Here is a 15831-nt window from a genome sequence, read left to right on the forward strand (position 1 = left end):
ACCCTGGGACGGTCATCAACGGTCACCGGAGGTGAGGGTCACGTTACGGCTACGCGCACTGGTCGCCGTCCCCGGCACCGGGCCGGTGACCCTCGACGTTCCCGCCGGCACGCTCGCCGCCCTGGTCGCGCCACCCCGGTACGGCACGGCGGTCGCCCGGGTGCTGGCCGGGCTCGCCCCACCGGTGACCGGCCGCATCCTCGTCGGCGACCGGGACGTCACCGCCCTGCCGCCGCCCCGCCGGCAGATCGGCTACGTGCCCGCCGGTGGCGCGTTGCTGCCGCAGCTGACCGTGCGCCGCAACATCGAGTACGGCCAACGCAAACGCGAACGGGTGCACGAGGTGGCCGACGACTGGACGGCCACCGTTGTCGACCGGCTCGAGTTGGCGCTCTCCCTCACCCTGCTGCCGCACCAGATCTCCGCCGCCCAGCGGTTCCGGGTGGCGCTCGCCCGAGCGGCGGCCTGCCTGCCCGAGGTGCTCGTGATCGACCTGCCGGCCGGCTCGGCGGGCGACAGCCGCCTCGGTGACCTGATGCCCCGTCTCTCACCATCGAACGCTCCCGGGGTGGCGGTGCTGGTCTGCACCGCCGACCCGGCCACCCTGGCCGAGATTCCGGTGCGCCACGAGCTGGTCACCGAGCCGAGCGAGGTGCCCCGATGAGGCCGACGATCCGAGCGAGTCGTCGTACGCTGCTGCGCGCCGCCGCCGTGGGCGCCACCGCGCTGGCCGCCGGCTGCTCGGGCGGGAGCCGGTCGGTGCAGGTGGCGGTGGTCTGGAGCACCAGCGAACTGGACCGGTTCCGTGAGGTCGTCGCCGGCTACCCCGCGCCGGTGCAGGTGGTCAGCGCCGGCAACGACATCGACGCGTTCCTGCGCGCCCGGCACCTCGCCGGCACCAGCCCGGACGTGGCGATCCTGCCGCGCCCCGGCCTGGTCACCGAGTACGCCCAACGCGGGTGGCTGAGCCCGGTGCGCCCGTCCACCGGGTACGCCGTACCCGCCGGGCTCAGTGAGCTGCTGACCGCCGAGGGTCAGCGCTACGGGGTCTGGGTCAAGGCGGCACACAAGTCGCTGGTCTGGCACCTGCCCTCGATGCTGCCGGTGCCGCCGGCCAACTGGGACGAGCTGGTCCGGCGTACCCGGGAGCTCGGCGCGCTCGCCCGGCGCGACGGCGGGCCGGCGCCGTTGGCCATCGGCGCCGCGGACGGCTGGGTGCTCACCGACTGGTTCGAGAACGTCCTGGCCGACGTGGCACCCGAGAGCTACAACGCCCTCGCCCGGGCGGACGCCGACTGGCAGGGCAGCGCGGTGCGCGAGGCACTGGACCGGCTCGCCGGGCTCTGGAGCATCGACGGGGCGTTCGTCGGCGGCGGCCGTCGCGCCCTGCTCACCCAGTACGAGGAGTCGGTGATCCAGGTGGTGCACACCCGGCGGGCGGTGATGCTCGTCGGGGCCGACTTCACCGCCGACGTCGCCGACCCGTTCCAGCGCGGCCCGCAGGCGCCGGTGACGTTCCGGTTCCCGGGCGCCTCATCGGGCGGTGGCCCACTGATCGTCGGCGGGGACGCGGCGGTGGCGTTCACCGACGCCCGGGGCGGTGTCGAGCTGGTCGAGTGGCTCACCCGGGCCGACTCGTTCCAGCCGTGGCTGCGCTCCGGCGGCTACCTCTCGCCCAACACCAACGTCACGATCGACAGCTACCGCGACCGGGTCGCCCAGCGCCTCGCCGAGGAGATGCGGACGCCCGGCACGCTGCGATTCGACCTCTCCGACCAGTTGCCCGGCCCGTTCACCGGCTCCGACGGGGTCGGCATCTGGCGGATCATGCAGGGGTTCTTCGCCGACGTCACCGACGGGGTCCGGGCCGGTGAGGCGATCCGCCGGGCCACCGGCCTGCTCGCCGCGGCGGCCCGCAACGCGGGGGGCGGCCGATGAGTGAGGTGCGCGTCCTCGGCGAACTGGCGGTCCTCGACGACGTCGGGCCGGCCCGGCGGGGTCGGGCCTATCCGGCGGCGGGAGCGACGTCGGCCCTGCTGCTGCCGGCCGCGGTGCTGCTCGGTGGGCTGGTGCTGTGGCCGGTGCTGCGGACCATGCACGCCAGCGTCACCACCGACGGCCGCTGGGTCGGCGCGGCGCACTTCCGGACCGCCCTCGCCGCCCCGGGCACCGGCGCGGTGGTCGGCCGGACGGTCCTCTGGGCCCTGCTGGTGCCGGCGGTGGTGACGGCGTTGGGCTACCTGCTGGCCGCCGCGTCCCGCCGCTCCCAGGAGGGCGGCCTGGTGCGGTTGATCCTGCTGGTGCCGGTGGCGTTGCCGCTGGTCGTCACCGGGGTCACCTTCCGGCTGATGTACGACCCGGACCCGAGCCGAGGGCTGGCCACACTGGTCGCGACCCGACTGACCGGCCGCTCGGTGGAGGACGCGCCGCAGCTGCTCGGCCCGGGGATGGTGACCGTCGCGTTGATGTCGGCGTTCGTCTGGGCCTGGGTCGGGTTGGCGGTGCTGGTCTTCCGGTCCGCCCTGGACGCGGTGCCGCCGAGTCTCGCCGACGCGGTCCGCGCCTACGGCGGCGGGCGTCGCCACGTGCTGTGGGACGCGCAGTGGCGGCCCTTGCTGCTGCGGACGACAGCTGTGGTGTTCGCGTTGGTGGCGGTGGGCACCAGCCGCACGTTCGACCTCATCCTGGTGATGACCCCCGGTTCGGTCCGCGACGAGGCGTCGGTGCTGGCGTTGCGGATCTGGCAGACGTCCGGCGGCACCACCACCGGCGACGGCGCGGCGCTCGGTGTGGTGTGGCTGGTGGCGGTCATCGGCGGGATCATGGTGGCCGCGCTCTTCGTCCGGCAGGCGTGGCCCCCGCCGCGCGTCGAGGCGGCACCGGAGCCCGCTCCGGTCGCCCCGCCCCGGCGGGTTTTCCGGCTGCTCGCGGCGGGTGCCGCGGTCGCCTGGCTGGTGCCGCTGGCGGTGCTGGTCGCCACCTCGGCGCACGGCAGGGTGGACGCCGCCGCGCGCGGCTGGTGGTCCGCGCCGCCGAACGGCGAGTCCTACCGCGACCTGCTCACCGGCACCCAGCTGTGGCGCACGCTGGGCTTCACCCTGGTGCTGGCCACCGCGGTGACCGCCACGGTGCTGGTGGTCGCGCTGCTGGCCGCGTACCCGTTGGCGTGGTTGACCGGGCCGGCCGCGCAGGCCACCGGGTTGCTGCTGCTGGCCGCGAGCGTCGTGCCGATCCAGGTCATCGCCGGGCCGGTCAACGAGGTGCTGGGCCTGGTGCTCTCCTCCGGCACGGCTCAGGGCCTGGCCCTGGTGCACATCGCGCTGGGTGTGCCGTTCGCGGTGCTGGTGCTGCGCAACGCGTTCGCCGACCTGCCGGTCGAGCAGGTCCGCGACGCCCGGCTGGGTGGGCGCCGGTGGTGGCACACCCTGCGCCGGTTGGCCCGGCACAACCTGTCGGCGGTGGTGGCGGTCTCCGTGCTGGAGTTCGTCCAGGTCTGGAACGACCTGGTGGTGGGTCGGCTGTTCAGCGCGTCGGGAGCGTCGCCGCTCGGGCCGTTCCTGGCCGAGCAGACCCGCAGCTTCGTGAGCAACAGTGGCGCGCTGGCGGCCAGTTCGGTGCTCGCCTCGGTGCTGCCGGTGGTGCTCGTGGTCCTCTCCCGGCGGCACCTGGTCGCCGGGCTGGTCTCCGGGGGCGTGCGGTGACCGGGCCGGGTGGCGCGCGCGGTGGTTCGCGCTGGCCCGCGCTGATCGCGATCGGCGGCGTGGTCGGCAGCATCCTCGCCAACGTGGCCGGCAACCTGGCCGGCAATCTCCTTTCCGAGTTGGTGGCCAGCGTGCTCGGGCCGGTGACCATCGTGCTGGCCACCGGCGGCGTGCTGGGTTACGTGGTGTACGAGGTGCGCCGCCGCCGGGCCGGTCACGAGGTCGGCCCCGAACCGACCGAGGTCCTCACCACACCGGCCACCGGGGCGCCCACCCTGCCCTACACGGCCGAGTTCACCGGTCGCCGCGAGCACGTCGACGCGCTTGTCGCGCTGCTCGCCCGGGAGCACGCCGTGGCGGTGCTGGGACGACGCGCGGCGGGCACCTCCGCGTGCGCGGTGCAGGCGGCGAACCAGTGCCGGGAGGACTTCCCGGACGGGCAGTACTACCTCGACCTGCGGCGGCGTGGCCGACCCCGCTCGGCCCGGCAGGTCCTCACCGCGCTGGCCCGGATCCTGGGCACCGCCCCGCCGACCTCCGGCCGGCCGGACGCGCTCGCCGCCGCCGCCGACGCGCTGCGCGGTCAGCTCGACGGTCGCAAGATCCTGCTGGTGCTGGACAACGTCGACCGTCCCGACCAGGTCCGGCCGCTGTTGCCGCCCACCGCGCGCACCTGCCGCCTGCTCCTCGCCGGCGGTCCGGCGCTGGTCGGTCTGGAGGGTGTGGTCGCGCACTGGATCGCCGAGCCGGGCACGTCCGAGGCGGTGGAGCTGTTCGCGACGGCGGGCGGGGCCGCGCCCGCCGCCCGGATCCGGCGCGCCGACCCGCGCACCGACCCGGCGGTCCGCGAGATCGTCGACCTGTGCGGGCGGCAGCCGCGCACCGTGCGTGCCCTCGGTTATCGCACGGCCCAACACGGCTGGCGGCACTCCGACGTGCTGGAGGCGCTGCGCCGCGCGGTGCAGACGCCACCGCACCAACGGCTCGCCGTGTCACCGGCGGCCCGTCTGGTCACCGAACGGGACATCGCGTACCAGGCGTTGCCCCGCCAGGCCCGACGGTTGTACCGGCTGATGTCGCTGGTGCCCGCCCCGGTGGACCGGCCCACCATCGCCGCGCTGGCCGGGCGGCATCCCGAGCTGGTGACCGCGCTGCTCGACCGGTTGGCCGCCGCCGCGTTCGTGGTCGGCGCGCCGGGCGACCGGTACGAGATCCGCCCCCTGCTGGCCGGCAGCGCCCGTCTGCACCTGCGCGACGCGGATCCGGCCCGGGCCCGGGTCGCCGCGCAGGCCCGGCTGACCCGGCACCTGGCCCGCCGGGCCGAACGGCACGCGGCCAACCTGGCGGTGCTCGGCTCCCCACCGGACCGGGAGTGGTCGCTGCCGCTCGATGACGACCCGTACGGCTGGTTCGACCTGCACCAGGAGCTGCTGCTGGCGGTGGTGCGGGTGCCGGCCGGCGCGAAGGAGACCCTGCCCCGCCGGGTCCGCCGGTGGTGGTTCCGGCTGGCCGTGGCGCTGTGCGGGTGGCTGGCGTACGCCGAGCGGCTCGACGAGTGGGAGCAGGTCTGCCGTACCGTGCTGGCCACCCCGACCGCCGACGACCGCCCGGAGATCGCCGGGTGGGCGCACAACGAGCTGGGGGTGCTGCGTCGACGCCGGGGCGACCCGCAGGGGGCCGCCGCCGCGCTCACCCTCGCGGTCAACGAGCGGGGCCGGCGGGGCAACGCCCAGGCGCGGATGAACCTCGGCCTGGCCCTGCTCGACCTGGGGCAGCTCGACGACGCGGTGGAGCACCTGGAGATGTCCCGCCGGCACCGCTCCGGCGCGGACCGGGCCGGGCACGCCCTCACCGACCTGGGCCTGGGCGCGGCCCACCTGGCCCGGGGAGAACCGGACACCGCCCACCACCACCTGGTGCGGGCGGCCAACACGTTCCGGTCGGTGGGCGACGCGCGCGGGTACGCTGCGGCGCTGACCAACCTGGTGCTGGTGCACGCGGCCCTCGGCGAGCACCTGGACGCCGCCCAGGCGTGGCGGGCCGCGCTGCGCGAGTACGAGTCGGTCAACGACCCGACCAGCCGGGCGACGGCGCTGCTCAACGCCGGGGCGACGCTGTTGAGCAGCACCCCGGGGCAGGCGCGGACGGCGTACGAGCTGTTGGCCGAGAGCCGCCGGCTGCGCGAGGAGACCCGAGCGAGCGCCGGGCTGGCGCGTACCCTGCTCTACCTGGGTGACGCCTGCGCCGCGCTGGGCGACCGGACCGACGCGCGGCGGCACTGGGCGGACGCGGCGGCGGTGGCCGAGGAGGTCGCCGACGTGCAGGGGTTGGCCGCCGCCGACGCCCGACTCGAGGAGGACGCCGAGCGCCGCGTGACGTAGGTCGCTCGGGTTGGTCGGTGGCACCGCTCTGCGAGACTCTGTGATCGTGGACGCGCTCTCGGTACGGGGACTCAGCCGCAACTTCGGCGACCTGGTGGTGCTCGACGAGGTGAGCTTCACGCTCCCGGCGGGCCGGATCGCGGTGGTGCTGGGCCCCAACGGCAGCGGGAAGACCACCCTGCTGCGCTGTGTCGTCGGCGCCGACCGGCCGGACGCTGGTGAGGTGCTGGTGCAGGGCCGCCGGGCCGACGAGACCGACCCTCAGGTGCGGGCGCTGGTGGCGGCGGCCCTGGACGACATCGACTTCTTCCCCGACCTGTCGGTGGTCGAGCATCTGGAGCTGGTCGCGTACGCCCACGGGGGTGACGCCGAACCGGTCGGGGAAGTCCTCGCCGAGCTGGGTCTGGAGGCGGCCCGCGACCAGTTGCCGGTGACGCTGTCCAGCGGGCAGCGCCGCCGGTTGGCGCTGGCGTCCTGCTTCGTCCGCCCACGCCGGGTGCTGATCCTGGACGAGCCCGAGCAGCGGTTGGACGTCCGCGGGCGGCAGTGGCTCGCCGACCGCCTGCTGCGGGAACGGGCGGCGGGCGTGGCCGTGCTGCTGGCCTCGCACGACCCGGAGCTGATCGACGCGGTGGTCGACGAGCGCATCGAGATCGGCAAGTGACCGCCGCGCCGGCCACGGTCGCCGACGCGCCGGCCGGAGTGCCCACCGCCCGGCAGGTGCGGACGCGCCTGCGCCGGGCCCGCAGTCGACACCACGACCATTCCCTCGGCGACGTGCTCGGTGACGCGTACGTCATTGTCCTGTTCGTGGGCATGTACGGCTGGTTCGCGGTGAGCGCCAGCCGCAACCTGCTGGACTCCCCCACCGTGGGGCAGGCCGAGCCGGGGGTGCGGTGGTGGCTGGCGGTCGCCGCGCTGCTGGCCGGCGCGGGGCTCGCCTGGCGGGGCCTGCGGGCGCTGGGGCCGCTGCTGGTCACCCCGGCCACGCAGAGCTGGGCGACCAGCGCGCCCATCGACCGGCGGGCCTGGCTGGCGCCGCGCTTCGTGCTGCTGCTGGTGGGCGCGGCGACCGGCACCGCGGCGCTCGCCCTGGCCGTGGCGGCGCTGGCCGGGGTCGGCGAACCGGCCGCGCTGGGCTGGGCGGCGGCGGCCGGCGCGGGGTGGGGCGTGGCCGCGTTGGCGCTCAGCGTCGTCGCCCAGAGCAGCCGGTCGGGGCGACGCTGGCCGACGGTGGCCGGGGCGGTGCCGATGGCGGCGGCGGCCGTGATCACCACGGTGGTGGTGCTCGTGGGTCGCCTCGGCGACGGGCTGCCCCGGCCGGCGACGACGCCGACCGTCGCGCTGGTCGCCGTCGCGGTGCCCCTCGCGGTCGTGGGCACGGTCCTCGCGGTACGCGCGCTCCCCCGGGTCGACCGGGCCTCGCTGACCACCGGCGCGCAGTTCGCCAACGCCGCCGCCACGGCCACGATCCTGCTGGACCCGAGCCTGCTCGCCGGCCTGGTGGAGAGCCGCCGCTGGCGCCGGATCGGCCGGGTGCGCAGCCGCCGGTTCCTTCCGGGCCCCGGCTGGTGGGCGCTGCTGCAGGCCGACGTACGCCGGCTGCGCCGCCACCCGAGCGCCGTGCTGATCTGGGCGGCGCTGCTCGGGGTGCAGTACGCGGCGGCGCTCGCCCTGCCCGGGTTGGCGGGTGCCGCGCAGGTGGTGTTCGCCTACCTCGCCGCCGACCGGCTGACCGGCGGTCTGCGGGCGGTCAGCCGCTCACCCGGGCTGCGCCGGGCGCTCGGCGGCAGCGACAACCTGCTGCGCGGGATCCACGTGGTGGTGCCGGCCGCCGGCGCGGGCCTGTGGTGGTTGCTGACCCTGCCGACCGTCGACCCGGGGCCGCCCTGGCTGGCGCCCACGCTGGCGCTCGGGGTGGTGGCTGCCGCGTTCCGGGCCGGCACCCGCCCGCCGATCAACTACGGCGGCGCGACGGTGAACACGCCGTTCGGGATGATCCCGGTCGACCTGCTGCGGCAGGGCTCACGGGGGCCGGCGCTGCTCGCCGTGCTGGTGCTCGTCCAGCTGTTCCTGGGCTGACCGGTCAGTTGCCCGGTCGGCCCCAGGCCCGATCACGGCACCACCCGCTGTCGTTTTCATCCAAGACAACGCCGCAATCGCGATCTAGCGTGGACCCGGCAGCCCGCTCGAGCAGGAGGAGACACCACAATGCGCGACCTGGTCTACACCGGTTTCATGTCGCTCGACGGCGTGGTGGACTCGCCCGGCGGCGGGCCGGGCGAGGAGCACCGCAGCGGCGGTTGGGTGTTCAAGGACCTCGAGTTCGTCCCGGAGGCCTGGTCGCTGAAGGGCGAGGAGCTCGCTGACACGACAGCGCTGATGTTCGGCCGTCGCAGCTACGAGGCGTTCGCGCCGGTCTGGCCCGGCTCGGAGGACCACGCCAGCTACAAGGAGCTGCCCAAGTACGTGGTGTCGAGCAAGCTGTCCGACGACGCGCTCGTCGACGGGTGGGGGCCGACGACGATTCTGCGCTCGACAGGGGACGTCGCCGCCCTCAAGCAGGGCGATGGCGGCGCGATTTTCATCCACGGGAGCGCGGAGCTGGCCCGGCGGCTGTCCGATGAGGGTCTGATCGACCAGTACAACCTGCTCGTCTTCCCGGTGCTGCTCGGTGCCGGTAAGAGCCTGTTCGGCCGGGCCGACCGAGAAAAGCACATGCTGACGCTGCGGGAGTCGGAGAGCTATTCGAACGGGATCCTCAAGTTGATCTACGACGTCAAGCGCTGACCCAGGTCGAGGGCTATGGCGCCGACGCTGCCCTCGCGCAACTGCCGGACGGTGCGTCCGACGTAGGAGCGCAGCGCCCGGGCCAGATGCGGCTCGTCGAAGTAGTCGAGCTTGGCGACCACGTCGGCGACCGGGTCGCCGCCAGCCAGCAGCTCTGCCGCCCCGCGAGCCCGCTCGATCTGCCGGACCGCGCCGCGCGTCAGTCCCGTCGCGGCGCGGAACCGGCGTTCGACGGTGCGCTCCGAGACGGCCGGGCGGTGACCCCGCAGTAGCTCGGCGACGAGCGGGTCACCGACCACGGTCCCGGCCCGGACGAGCCCGGCGACCAGGGCTTCGGCGTCGTCGGGGCCGGGCGTCTCCCAGCGCGTGCCGTCCAGCCGAAACGTCCGGTGCGTGGTGTCGGGGAGCTCGATGCCGCCGTCGACCAGCGCCGTCGTGGGCACGGCCCGCAGCGAGGTGCCCACGACGAAGTCGATGCCGGTGAAGGTCGCGCCCTCCGGCACCGACGCTGTGCCGGTGCGGGTCTCGGGACCGGTGATGCCCGCGTACGACCGGCCAGCCTGTTGCCAGAACACCAGGCCCCACCGCACCCCCGCGACGGAGGTCATCGCGGTGACCTGCTCGCTCGTGCAGGTCCACACGGTGTCGACCCAGGGCGAGTCGGACCCGCGCGTCTCGAACCGCAGTCCCACGGGCGAAGGGTACGCGGCGAGCACGGTGGACGGGTGGTCCTAGCCGGAGCCGAGCGCGGCGGCGAGGGCGGCGACGCCGTCGTCGATCTCGGTGGGCGTACGGGCCGCGTAGCCGAGCACCAGGCCCGGCCGGTAGGGCCGCTGGCAGTGCCAGGACAGCGGTTGCACCTTCACCCCCCGGGCCAGCGTCGCCGCCGCCAACTCGGTGTCGACCACCGCGTCGTCCAGCGTGATCATCAGGTGCAGACCGGCGGCGGCGCCGTGCACCGTCGCGGACGGCAGTGCGCGGGCCAGCGCGGCGATCATGGCGTCCCGTCGGCGGATGTGTCGGCGGCGCAGCAGCCGCAGGTGGCGTTCGAAGGCACCGGAGGTCATCAACTCCGCCAGCACCAGTTGCGGCAGCACGGCGTTGCCCAGGTCGGCGTTGCGCTTGGCGGCCACCACCGCGTCGCGCAGTCGCGGGGGCACGAGCAGCCAGCCGACCCGCAGGGCGGGGGCGAGCAGTTTGGAGACACTGCCGGCGTAGCAGACCTGCTCGGGCAGCAGACCCCGCAGCGCCGGCACCGGGGGGCGGTCGTAGCGGTGCTCGGCATCGTAGTCGTCCTCGATGATCAGGCCGCCGGCCCGCGCCCAGGCGACGAGGTGGCGGCGGCGGTCACCGTCGAGCACCACGCCGGTCGGGAACTGGTGCGCGGGGGTGAGCATCACCGCCGGTGCGCCACTGGCGGCCAACTCGTCGACCCGCAGGCCGGCGTCGTCGACGCTGATCGGCGGAGTGGCCATCCGCCAGTTGTTCAGGTGCTGGCGCACTCCGAGCGAGCCCGGGTCCTCGACCGCGATCCGGTCGACGCCGGCCGCGGTGAGCGCCTGGGCGAGCAGCCCGAGCGCCTGCGAGACGCCGGCCACGATGATCACCTCGGCGGGGTCGACGCTGATGCCACGGTTGCGGGCCAGCCAGGCGGCGACGGCCTGCCGCAGCGCGGGCGTGCCGCAGGGGTCGCCGTAGCCGAGGTCGGCCGCGGCGAGGCGGCGCAGCACTGTCCGTTCGGCGCGTAGCCAGTCCGTGCGGGGAAAAGCGGCCAGGTCGGGTACGCCGGGTGTCAGGTCGATCGTCGCGGGCGCCGCGCGTACCGCGTCGAAGATGTCGGTGCCCGGTGCCGGTGGGAAGGTCGCGACCGGTGCCGGCGCGGCGGCCGGGGCGGGGGTGGGCGCGGCCGGCGCGGCGACGACCACGGTGCCGGCGCGGCCCCGACCGGCGACGTGCCCCTCCTCGGTCAGCCGCTGGTACGCCTCGGTGACCACACCCCGGGAGACGCCGAGGTCGGCGGCGAGCACCCGGGTCGGGGGCAGTCGGTCACCGACCGGCACCCGACCGTCGGCGATGGCCTGGCGCAGCCGGTCGGTCAGCCAGTCGGCGCGCCCGCCCGGCGCCGCGTCGGCGATGGTCAGGTGCAGGAAGTCGGACCCGGCCGATATGGACCTCTCGGACGCCGTCGGTTTGGCTCTGCCCATCGGACCATTGTGGCAGCAGAGTGAGCAGGAGCCAGACCTGCCAACTCCGCCGGAGGACGACCGTGACCATCCCGTTCCTGATCACCACTCTGATCGTGGTGGTCACCCCCGGCACCGGGGTGATCTTCACGCTCTCCGCCGGGCTGTCCCGGGGCGCCCGGGCCGGGGTGCTCGCCGCGTTCGCCTGCACGCTGGGCACGTTGCCGCACCTGCTGGCCGCGATGACCGGGCTGGCCGCGCTGATGCAGACCAGCGCGGCGGCGTTCGAGACCGTCCGCTATCTCGGCGTCGGCTACCTGCTCTACCTCGCCTGGTCCATCGCCCGCGATCGGGACGCCTTCGCCGTGACCACCGACGCCCCGCCCCGCCCGGCGCTGCGGGTGATCGTCTCCGGGGTGCTGGTCAACCTGCTCAACCCGAAGCCGACGCTGTTCTTCGTCGCGTTCCTGCCGCAGTTCGTGGACACCACGGCACCGGGCTCGACCCGCGCGATGCTCGGCTGCGGGGCGGTGTTCATGCTGCTCACCTTCGTGGTGTTCAGCGGCTACGGCGTCTTCGCGGCCCGGGTCCGCGACCGGGTGCTGACCCGACCCCGGGTCACCGACTGGCTGCGCCGATCCGCCGCCGGCACGTTCGTCGCGCTCGGCGTGACCCTCGCCCTCACCGAACGATAGGACCACAGTGCAGTTCGAACACTCCCCACAGCTTCGCGACGCGTACCCCGATCTGATCGCCGGGGTGGTGCTGGCCTCCGGAATCACCGCCACCGCCGACGTGACCCGACACGCGGCCAGCTACCTCACCGAGGCCCGGCGGCGGTTGGCCGCCGGGCCCGAGAGCGGGTTCCCGGAGATCCAGGCCTGGCGGCGGGCGTACGCGGCGATGGGCCTGCGGCCCACCAGGTACCGGTGCGCCGCCGAGGCGCTGCTGCGCCGGCTGCGCCTGGACGGCGAACTGCCCCGGGTGCACCCGCTCGTCGACCTGTGCAACGCCGTCTCGGCCGCGTACGCCATCCCGGTCGCCGCGCTCGACCTGGAGCGGGTCGACGGCGACCTGGTGGTCCGGCCGGCGCACGGCGACGAGCCGTACCTGAGCTTCGCGGGCGACACCGAGCATCCCGAGCCGGGCGAGGTGACCTTCGTCGACTCCGTCGGGCGGGCGCACGCCCGACGGTGGACGAACCGGCAGAGCGGCTGGTCGGCCGTGCGGGCGGGCACCTCGTCGGTGCTGATCGTCGCCGAGGCGCTGCATCCGGGCGCCGAGCCGGCGGTGACCCGGCTGGTCGCCGACCTCGTGACCGAGCTGACCGACGAGTGGTCCGCCCCCACGGCCGCCGCGGTGCTCACCAGAGCCGCGCCCCGATTCCGCACTCCGACGGCCGGTGACGACAGAGGTCAGGCGGTGTCGCCGGGCATCAGGTGACGGTAACCGGGGATCGTCTCGCCGAACCAGCCGGCGACGCTGGCCAGGCCACGGTCGTTGAGCTGCGCGTCGTGGACCGGGTACGCCGCCGTCGCGCCCACCGCGCCGGCGAATCGGATCGCCTCGTCGAGGCGCAGCCAGGACCCCTGGGCCGGGACGAGCACCGTGTGCACCGGCTCGTCCGGCACGTGCAACGCGTCACCCGGGTGATAGAGGTGATCAGCGATCAGGTAGCCGAGGTTCGGGCAGTCGGGCTGCCCCTCGTGGATCGCGGCGTGCCGTCCACCGTGCGCGCTGACCGACATGCCGGCCGCCGTGAACCGCTGGCCCGCGCGGACCCGGGTCACCGGCAGCGGGGCGAGATCCGGCAGTTGGGCACCCTCCGGGGCGTACACGGGGACACCGAGACCGGCGAGCCGCAACACGTCCACGTGGTCGGTGTGCTCGTGGGTGACCAGGACTGCGTCCGCGCCGACCAGGGCACTCGGCTCGCTCCACGTCCCCGGGTCGACGACCAGCACCCCGCCCTCGTGCTCGATGCGGACACAGGCGTGGGTGAACCGGGTGATACGCATCAGGCGACCGTACGCCGCCGGCAGAGCGGTCCGGGTGCCTGTGGCGGTTGGGCCGGCGCTGCCGGGGTAGTGCGCCAGCATGCCGCAGCGATACGAGAACTACCCGAGGATCGCGGTCGTCACCGGCGCGGACTCCGGCATCGGCAAGGCCTGCGCGGTGGCGCTGGCCACGGCCGGCTTCGAGATCGGCATCACCTGGTACGGCGATCCCGACGGCGCCGAGCGGACAGCCACCGAGGTCCGCGCGACGGGCCGGCGCTGCGAGCTCGCCGAGGTGGACCTGACCCGACTGCCGGACGCGGCGGCGGTGGTGGACGAGCTGGCCGACCGGCTCGGCGGCATCGGGGTGCTGGTCAACAACGCCGGCGTCGGGGCCTCCACCCCGTTCGTCGACACCGGGTGGGAACAGTGGCGCGAGGTGCTCGCCGTCGACCTGGACGCGCCCTTCCTGTGCGCCCAGCGGGCCGCGCGACGGATGCGGGCCGCCGGCACCGGCGGGCGGATCATCAACATCACCAGCGTGCACGAGCACGCGCCCCGGGTGGGCTCCGCCGCGTACTGCGCCGCGAAGGGCGGGCTCGGGCTGCTGACCCGGGTGATGGCCCAGGAGTTGGCCGCCGACGGGATCACCGTCAACGCCGTCGCCCCGGGCGAGATCGCCACCCCGATGACCGGTCAGGAGGACGTCGACCCGTTCACCCAGGAACGGCCCGGCGTGCCGGTGGGTCGGCCCGGCGACGCCCGGGAGGTGGCCGCCGTGGTCGCGTTGCTCGCCTCCCCCGCCGCCAGCTACGTCACCGGCGCGTCCTGGCCGGTCGACGGGGGCATGTTGCTGATGGGCCCCCAGGCCGCGGCGTTGCCGAACGACGACTGGCGATCGGTCTGACCAGCATCGGCGGCGACGGCCGCTGACCGCACGCACGGTGACCCCCGACCGGCCCGGTCGGCGCGGCACAGGAAACAATGGTGACCACCTGATCGTCAGGAGGACCGTCGGCGTGTCGGACCGCACCGCACCGCCGTCCGGGGCGGCGCAGCTGCGCGCCGACTGCGGACGCTGCTTCGGGCTGTGCTGCGTGGTGCCCGCCTTCGCCGCGTCGACTGACTTCGCCATCGACAAGCCGGCCGGCTCGCCCTGCCCCAACCTGCGCCCCGACCACCGCTGCGGCATCCACACCGAGCTGCGGCAACGCGGTTTTCCCGGCTGCACGGTGTTCGACTGCTTCGGCGCCGGGCAGCAGGTCGCCCAGGTGACCTTCGGCGGGCGGGACTGGCGGGACGCGCCGGAGACGTTGCCGGCGATGGCGGAGGCTTTCGCGGTGCTGCGACCGCTGCACGAACTGCTCTGGTACCTCACCGAGGCGGTGGCGCTGCGCCCGCCGGCCGACCTGCGCGCCGATCTGGAACGCGCCCGCGCGGAGACGCTGACACTCACCGAGGGTGACCCCGCGCGGCTTCGCGCGGTGGACGTCGACGCCCACCGGGCCCGGGTCAACCCGCTGCTGTCCCGGGCCAGCGACGCGGCCCGGGCCCCCGTGGGTGCCGACCGGCGGGGCGCGCACCTGCTCGGGGTGGACCTGCGCCGGGTCGACCTTCGCCGGGCCAACCTTCGCGGGGCGCTGCTCATCGGCGCCGATCTGCGCGGAGCGGACCTCGGCCTGGCCGACGTCACCGGCGCGGACCTGCGCGGGGCCGATCTGCGGGGCGCGGACGTGCGGCGCACGCTCTTCCTGCACCAGACCCAACTGGACGCCGCCCGGGGCGACACCCGCACCGGGCTGCCGCAGACGCTCACCCGGCCGGCGCACTGGACGGCGCTGCCACTCACCCCGGTCCGCCAGCCGACCCGGTCCCCGGCCCGCGCCCATCGGGGCCGCCGCCGCTGAGCACGAGGTTTCGGCCGGGACGACGCCGGGTAGCCAGCGCCGACGCGAACCGGCATCGACGGGGGGCACGGCGTGGGCTACCGAAATCGCCAAGGTGAACAGCCGGGCGACCCGCAGCACAGCGAGGACGAGGCCGGCCAGACCTCACTAGTGCAGGTCGAGACGGACACCGAGGTCCCCGCACCGGCGGACACCGACGTCCGGCCGGACATCGTGACCGAGCCCGACAACTCGGGCGTCGCCGGTGGTTCCTCCGGCAGCAGCGGTGGTGGCTCCAGCATGCCGGGGCACCCCGACGCGACCCGCTGACCCCGGCTCAGCGGCTGATCAGCGCGGCCCGCGCCTCGGTCATGCCCTTGTTGGCGAGCCCGTCGGCCCGCTCGTTCTCCGGGTGCCCGTTGTGCCCCTTGACCCACAGCCAGGTGACCTCGTGCCGTTCGCAGGCCGCCTCCAACCGCTGCCACAGGTCGGCGTTCTTCACCGGCTGCTTCGCGGCCGTCCGCCACCCGTTGCGCTTCCACGACGCCAGCCAGCTGGTGATGCCGTTGCGCACGTACGTGCTGTCGGTGTGCAGCTCCACGGTGACCGGCCGGTTCAGGCTCTCCAACGCCTGGATGGCCGCCATCAGCTCCATCCGGTTGTTGGTGGTGGGCGTGGCCTCACCGCCGCACAACTCCCGCTCGTGATCGCCGTAACGCAGCAGCGCACCCCAACCGCCCGGGCCGGGGTTGCCACTGCACGCCCCGTCGGTCCAGATCTGCACGCCCCTGCCGGCCGCCGCGTCCACCATGCCCGGCAACCTACCGGGCGCGCACGTCGTTCTCGCCGCTCGGGGCCGGCGCGTCGCGACGCCCGCGCCGCACGGCCCCCGC

General features: G+C 74.9%; 16 protein-coding genes. 12 read left to right on the top strand and 4 right to left on the bottom strand.

What is annotated here, in order from left to right:
- Positions 1-31 precede the first annotated feature (31 nt).
- The 7 genes from KBX26_RS21730 to KBX26_RS21760 all read left to right on the top strand — a co-directional run bounded on the left by KBX26_RS21730 (position 32) and on the right by KBX26_RS21760 (position 8872).
- Entirely contained in the window at positions 32-664 is a 633-nt protein-coding gene (locus tag KBX26_RS21730; protein WP_051708509.1) for an ATP-binding cassette domain-containing protein, read from the top strand.
- Positions 661-1938 (top strand): extracellular solute-binding protein, encoded by a 1278-nt coding sequence (locus KBX26_RS21735; protein WP_210866293.1) that lies wholly within the window; start codon positions 661-663, stop codon positions 1936-1938. The genes KBX26_RS21730 and KBX26_RS21735 overlap by 4 nt, the downstream gene beginning before the upstream one ends.
- Positions 1935-3701 (top strand): ABC transporter permease subunit, encoded by a 1767-nt coding sequence (locus KBX26_RS21740; protein WP_210866294.1) that lies wholly within the window; start codon positions 1935-1937, stop codon positions 3699-3701. Before KBX26_RS21735 ends, KBX26_RS21740 begins: the two co-directional genes overlap by 4 nt.
- On the top strand, positions 3698-6082 hold the full coding sequence (locus tag KBX26_RS21745; RefSeq protein WP_030332522.1) for a hypothetical protein: 2385 nt from the start codon (positions 3698-3700) through the stop codon (positions 6080-6082). The genes KBX26_RS21740 and KBX26_RS21745 overlap by 4 nt, the downstream gene beginning before the upstream one ends.
- A gap of 46 nt (positions 6083-6128) precedes the next feature.
- The gene (locus tag KBX26_RS21750) at positions 6129-6746 is read left to right on the top strand and encodes an ABC transporter ATP-binding protein (RefSeq protein ID WP_245233639.1); all 618 of its coding nucleotides are present in this window, start codon (positions 6129-6131) and stop codon (positions 6744-6746) included.
- Positions 6743-8164, top strand: coding sequence for a DUF6297 family protein (locus tag KBX26_RS21755; RefSeq protein WP_210866295.1), 1422 nt, complete (start codon positions 6743-6745; stop codon positions 8162-8164). Before KBX26_RS21750 ends, KBX26_RS21755 begins: the two co-directional genes overlap by 4 nt.
- Before the next feature lie 129 nt (positions 8165-8293).
- The gene (locus KBX26_RS21760) at positions 8294-8872 is read left to right on the top strand and encodes a dihydrofolate reductase family protein (protein ID WP_210860296.1); all 579 of its coding nucleotides are present in this window, start codon (positions 8294-8296) and stop codon (positions 8870-8872) included.
- Here the strand turns inward: KBX26_RS21760 and KBX26_RS21765 are convergent.
- Positions 8854-9564 carry a helix-turn-helix domain-containing protein gene (locus KBX26_RS21765; protein WP_030332514.1) on the bottom strand — a complete coding sequence of 237 codons (711 nt, stop codon included), beginning with the start codon at positions 9562-9564 and terminating at the stop codon, positions 8854-8856. The genes KBX26_RS21760 and KBX26_RS21765 overlap by 19 nt on opposite strands.
- 39 nt (positions 9565-9603) lie before the next feature.
- A complete protein-coding gene (locus KBX26_RS21770; protein ID WP_210866296.1) occupies positions 9604-11076 on the bottom strand; it encodes a PLP-dependent aminotransferase family protein in 1473 nt (490 codons plus the stop codon).
- A gap of 62 nt (positions 11077-11138) precedes the next feature.
- Between KBX26_RS21770 and KBX26_RS21775 the strand changes: the two genes are divergently transcribed.
- Together KBX26_RS21775 and KBX26_RS21780 are read left to right on the top strand one after the other, a co-directional pair.
- Entirely contained in the window at positions 11139-11750 is a 612-nt protein-coding gene (locus tag KBX26_RS21775; RefSeq protein ID WP_030332511.1) for a LysE family translocator, read from the top strand.
- 7 nt (positions 11751-11757) lie between these two features.
- A complete protein-coding gene (locus KBX26_RS21780) occupies positions 11758-12498 on the top strand; it encodes a B3/4 domain-containing protein (protein WP_051708505.1) in 741 nt (246 codons plus the stop codon).
- On the opposite strand, the gene KBX26_RS21785 is transcribed toward KBX26_RS21780, so the two are convergent.
- Positions 12471-13073, bottom strand: coding sequence for an MBL fold metallo-hydrolase (locus KBX26_RS21785; protein ID WP_030332507.1), 603 nt, complete (start codon positions 13071-13073; stop codon positions 12471-12473). The genes KBX26_RS21780 and KBX26_RS21785 overlap by 28 nt on opposite strands.
- A gap of 79 nt (positions 13074-13152) precedes the next feature.
- Here KBX26_RS21785 and KBX26_RS21790 point away from each other — a divergent pair, with 79 nt between their 5' ends.
- The 3 genes from KBX26_RS21790 to KBX26_RS21800 all read left to right on the top strand — a co-directional run bounded on the left by KBX26_RS21790 (position 13153) and on the right by KBX26_RS21800 (position 15268).
- The gene (locus KBX26_RS21790) at positions 13153-13959 is read left to right on the top strand and encodes an SDR family oxidoreductase (protein ID WP_051708504.1); all 807 of its coding nucleotides are present in this window, start codon (positions 13153-13155) and stop codon (positions 13957-13959) included.
- Positions 13960-14071: 112 nt separating this feature from the next.
- Positions 14072-14959 carry a pentapeptide repeat-containing protein gene (locus KBX26_RS21795; protein WP_210866297.1) on the top strand — a complete coding sequence of 296 codons (888 nt, stop codon included), beginning with the start codon at positions 14072-14074 and terminating at the stop codon, positions 14957-14959.
- 72 nt (positions 14960-15031) lie between these two features.
- Complete coding sequence (locus KBX26_RS21800) at positions 15032-15268, top strand: hypothetical protein (protein WP_030332502.1); 237 nt, start codon at positions 15032-15034, stop codon at positions 15266-15268.
- Between the two features lie 7 nt (positions 15269-15275).
- On the opposite strand, the gene rnhA is transcribed toward KBX26_RS21800, so the two are convergent.
- Positions 15276-15749, bottom strand: coding sequence for a ribonuclease HI (gene rnhA, locus KBX26_RS21805; RefSeq protein WP_030332500.1), 474 nt, complete (start codon positions 15747-15749; stop codon positions 15276-15278).
- Between the last annotated feature and the right edge of the window lie 82 nt (positions 15750-15831).

This window comes from Micromonospora sp. C97, from assembly GCF_018070385.1.
GTDB lineage: Bacteria > Actinomycetota > Actinomycetes > Mycobacteriales > Micromonosporaceae > Micromonospora > Micromonospora parva.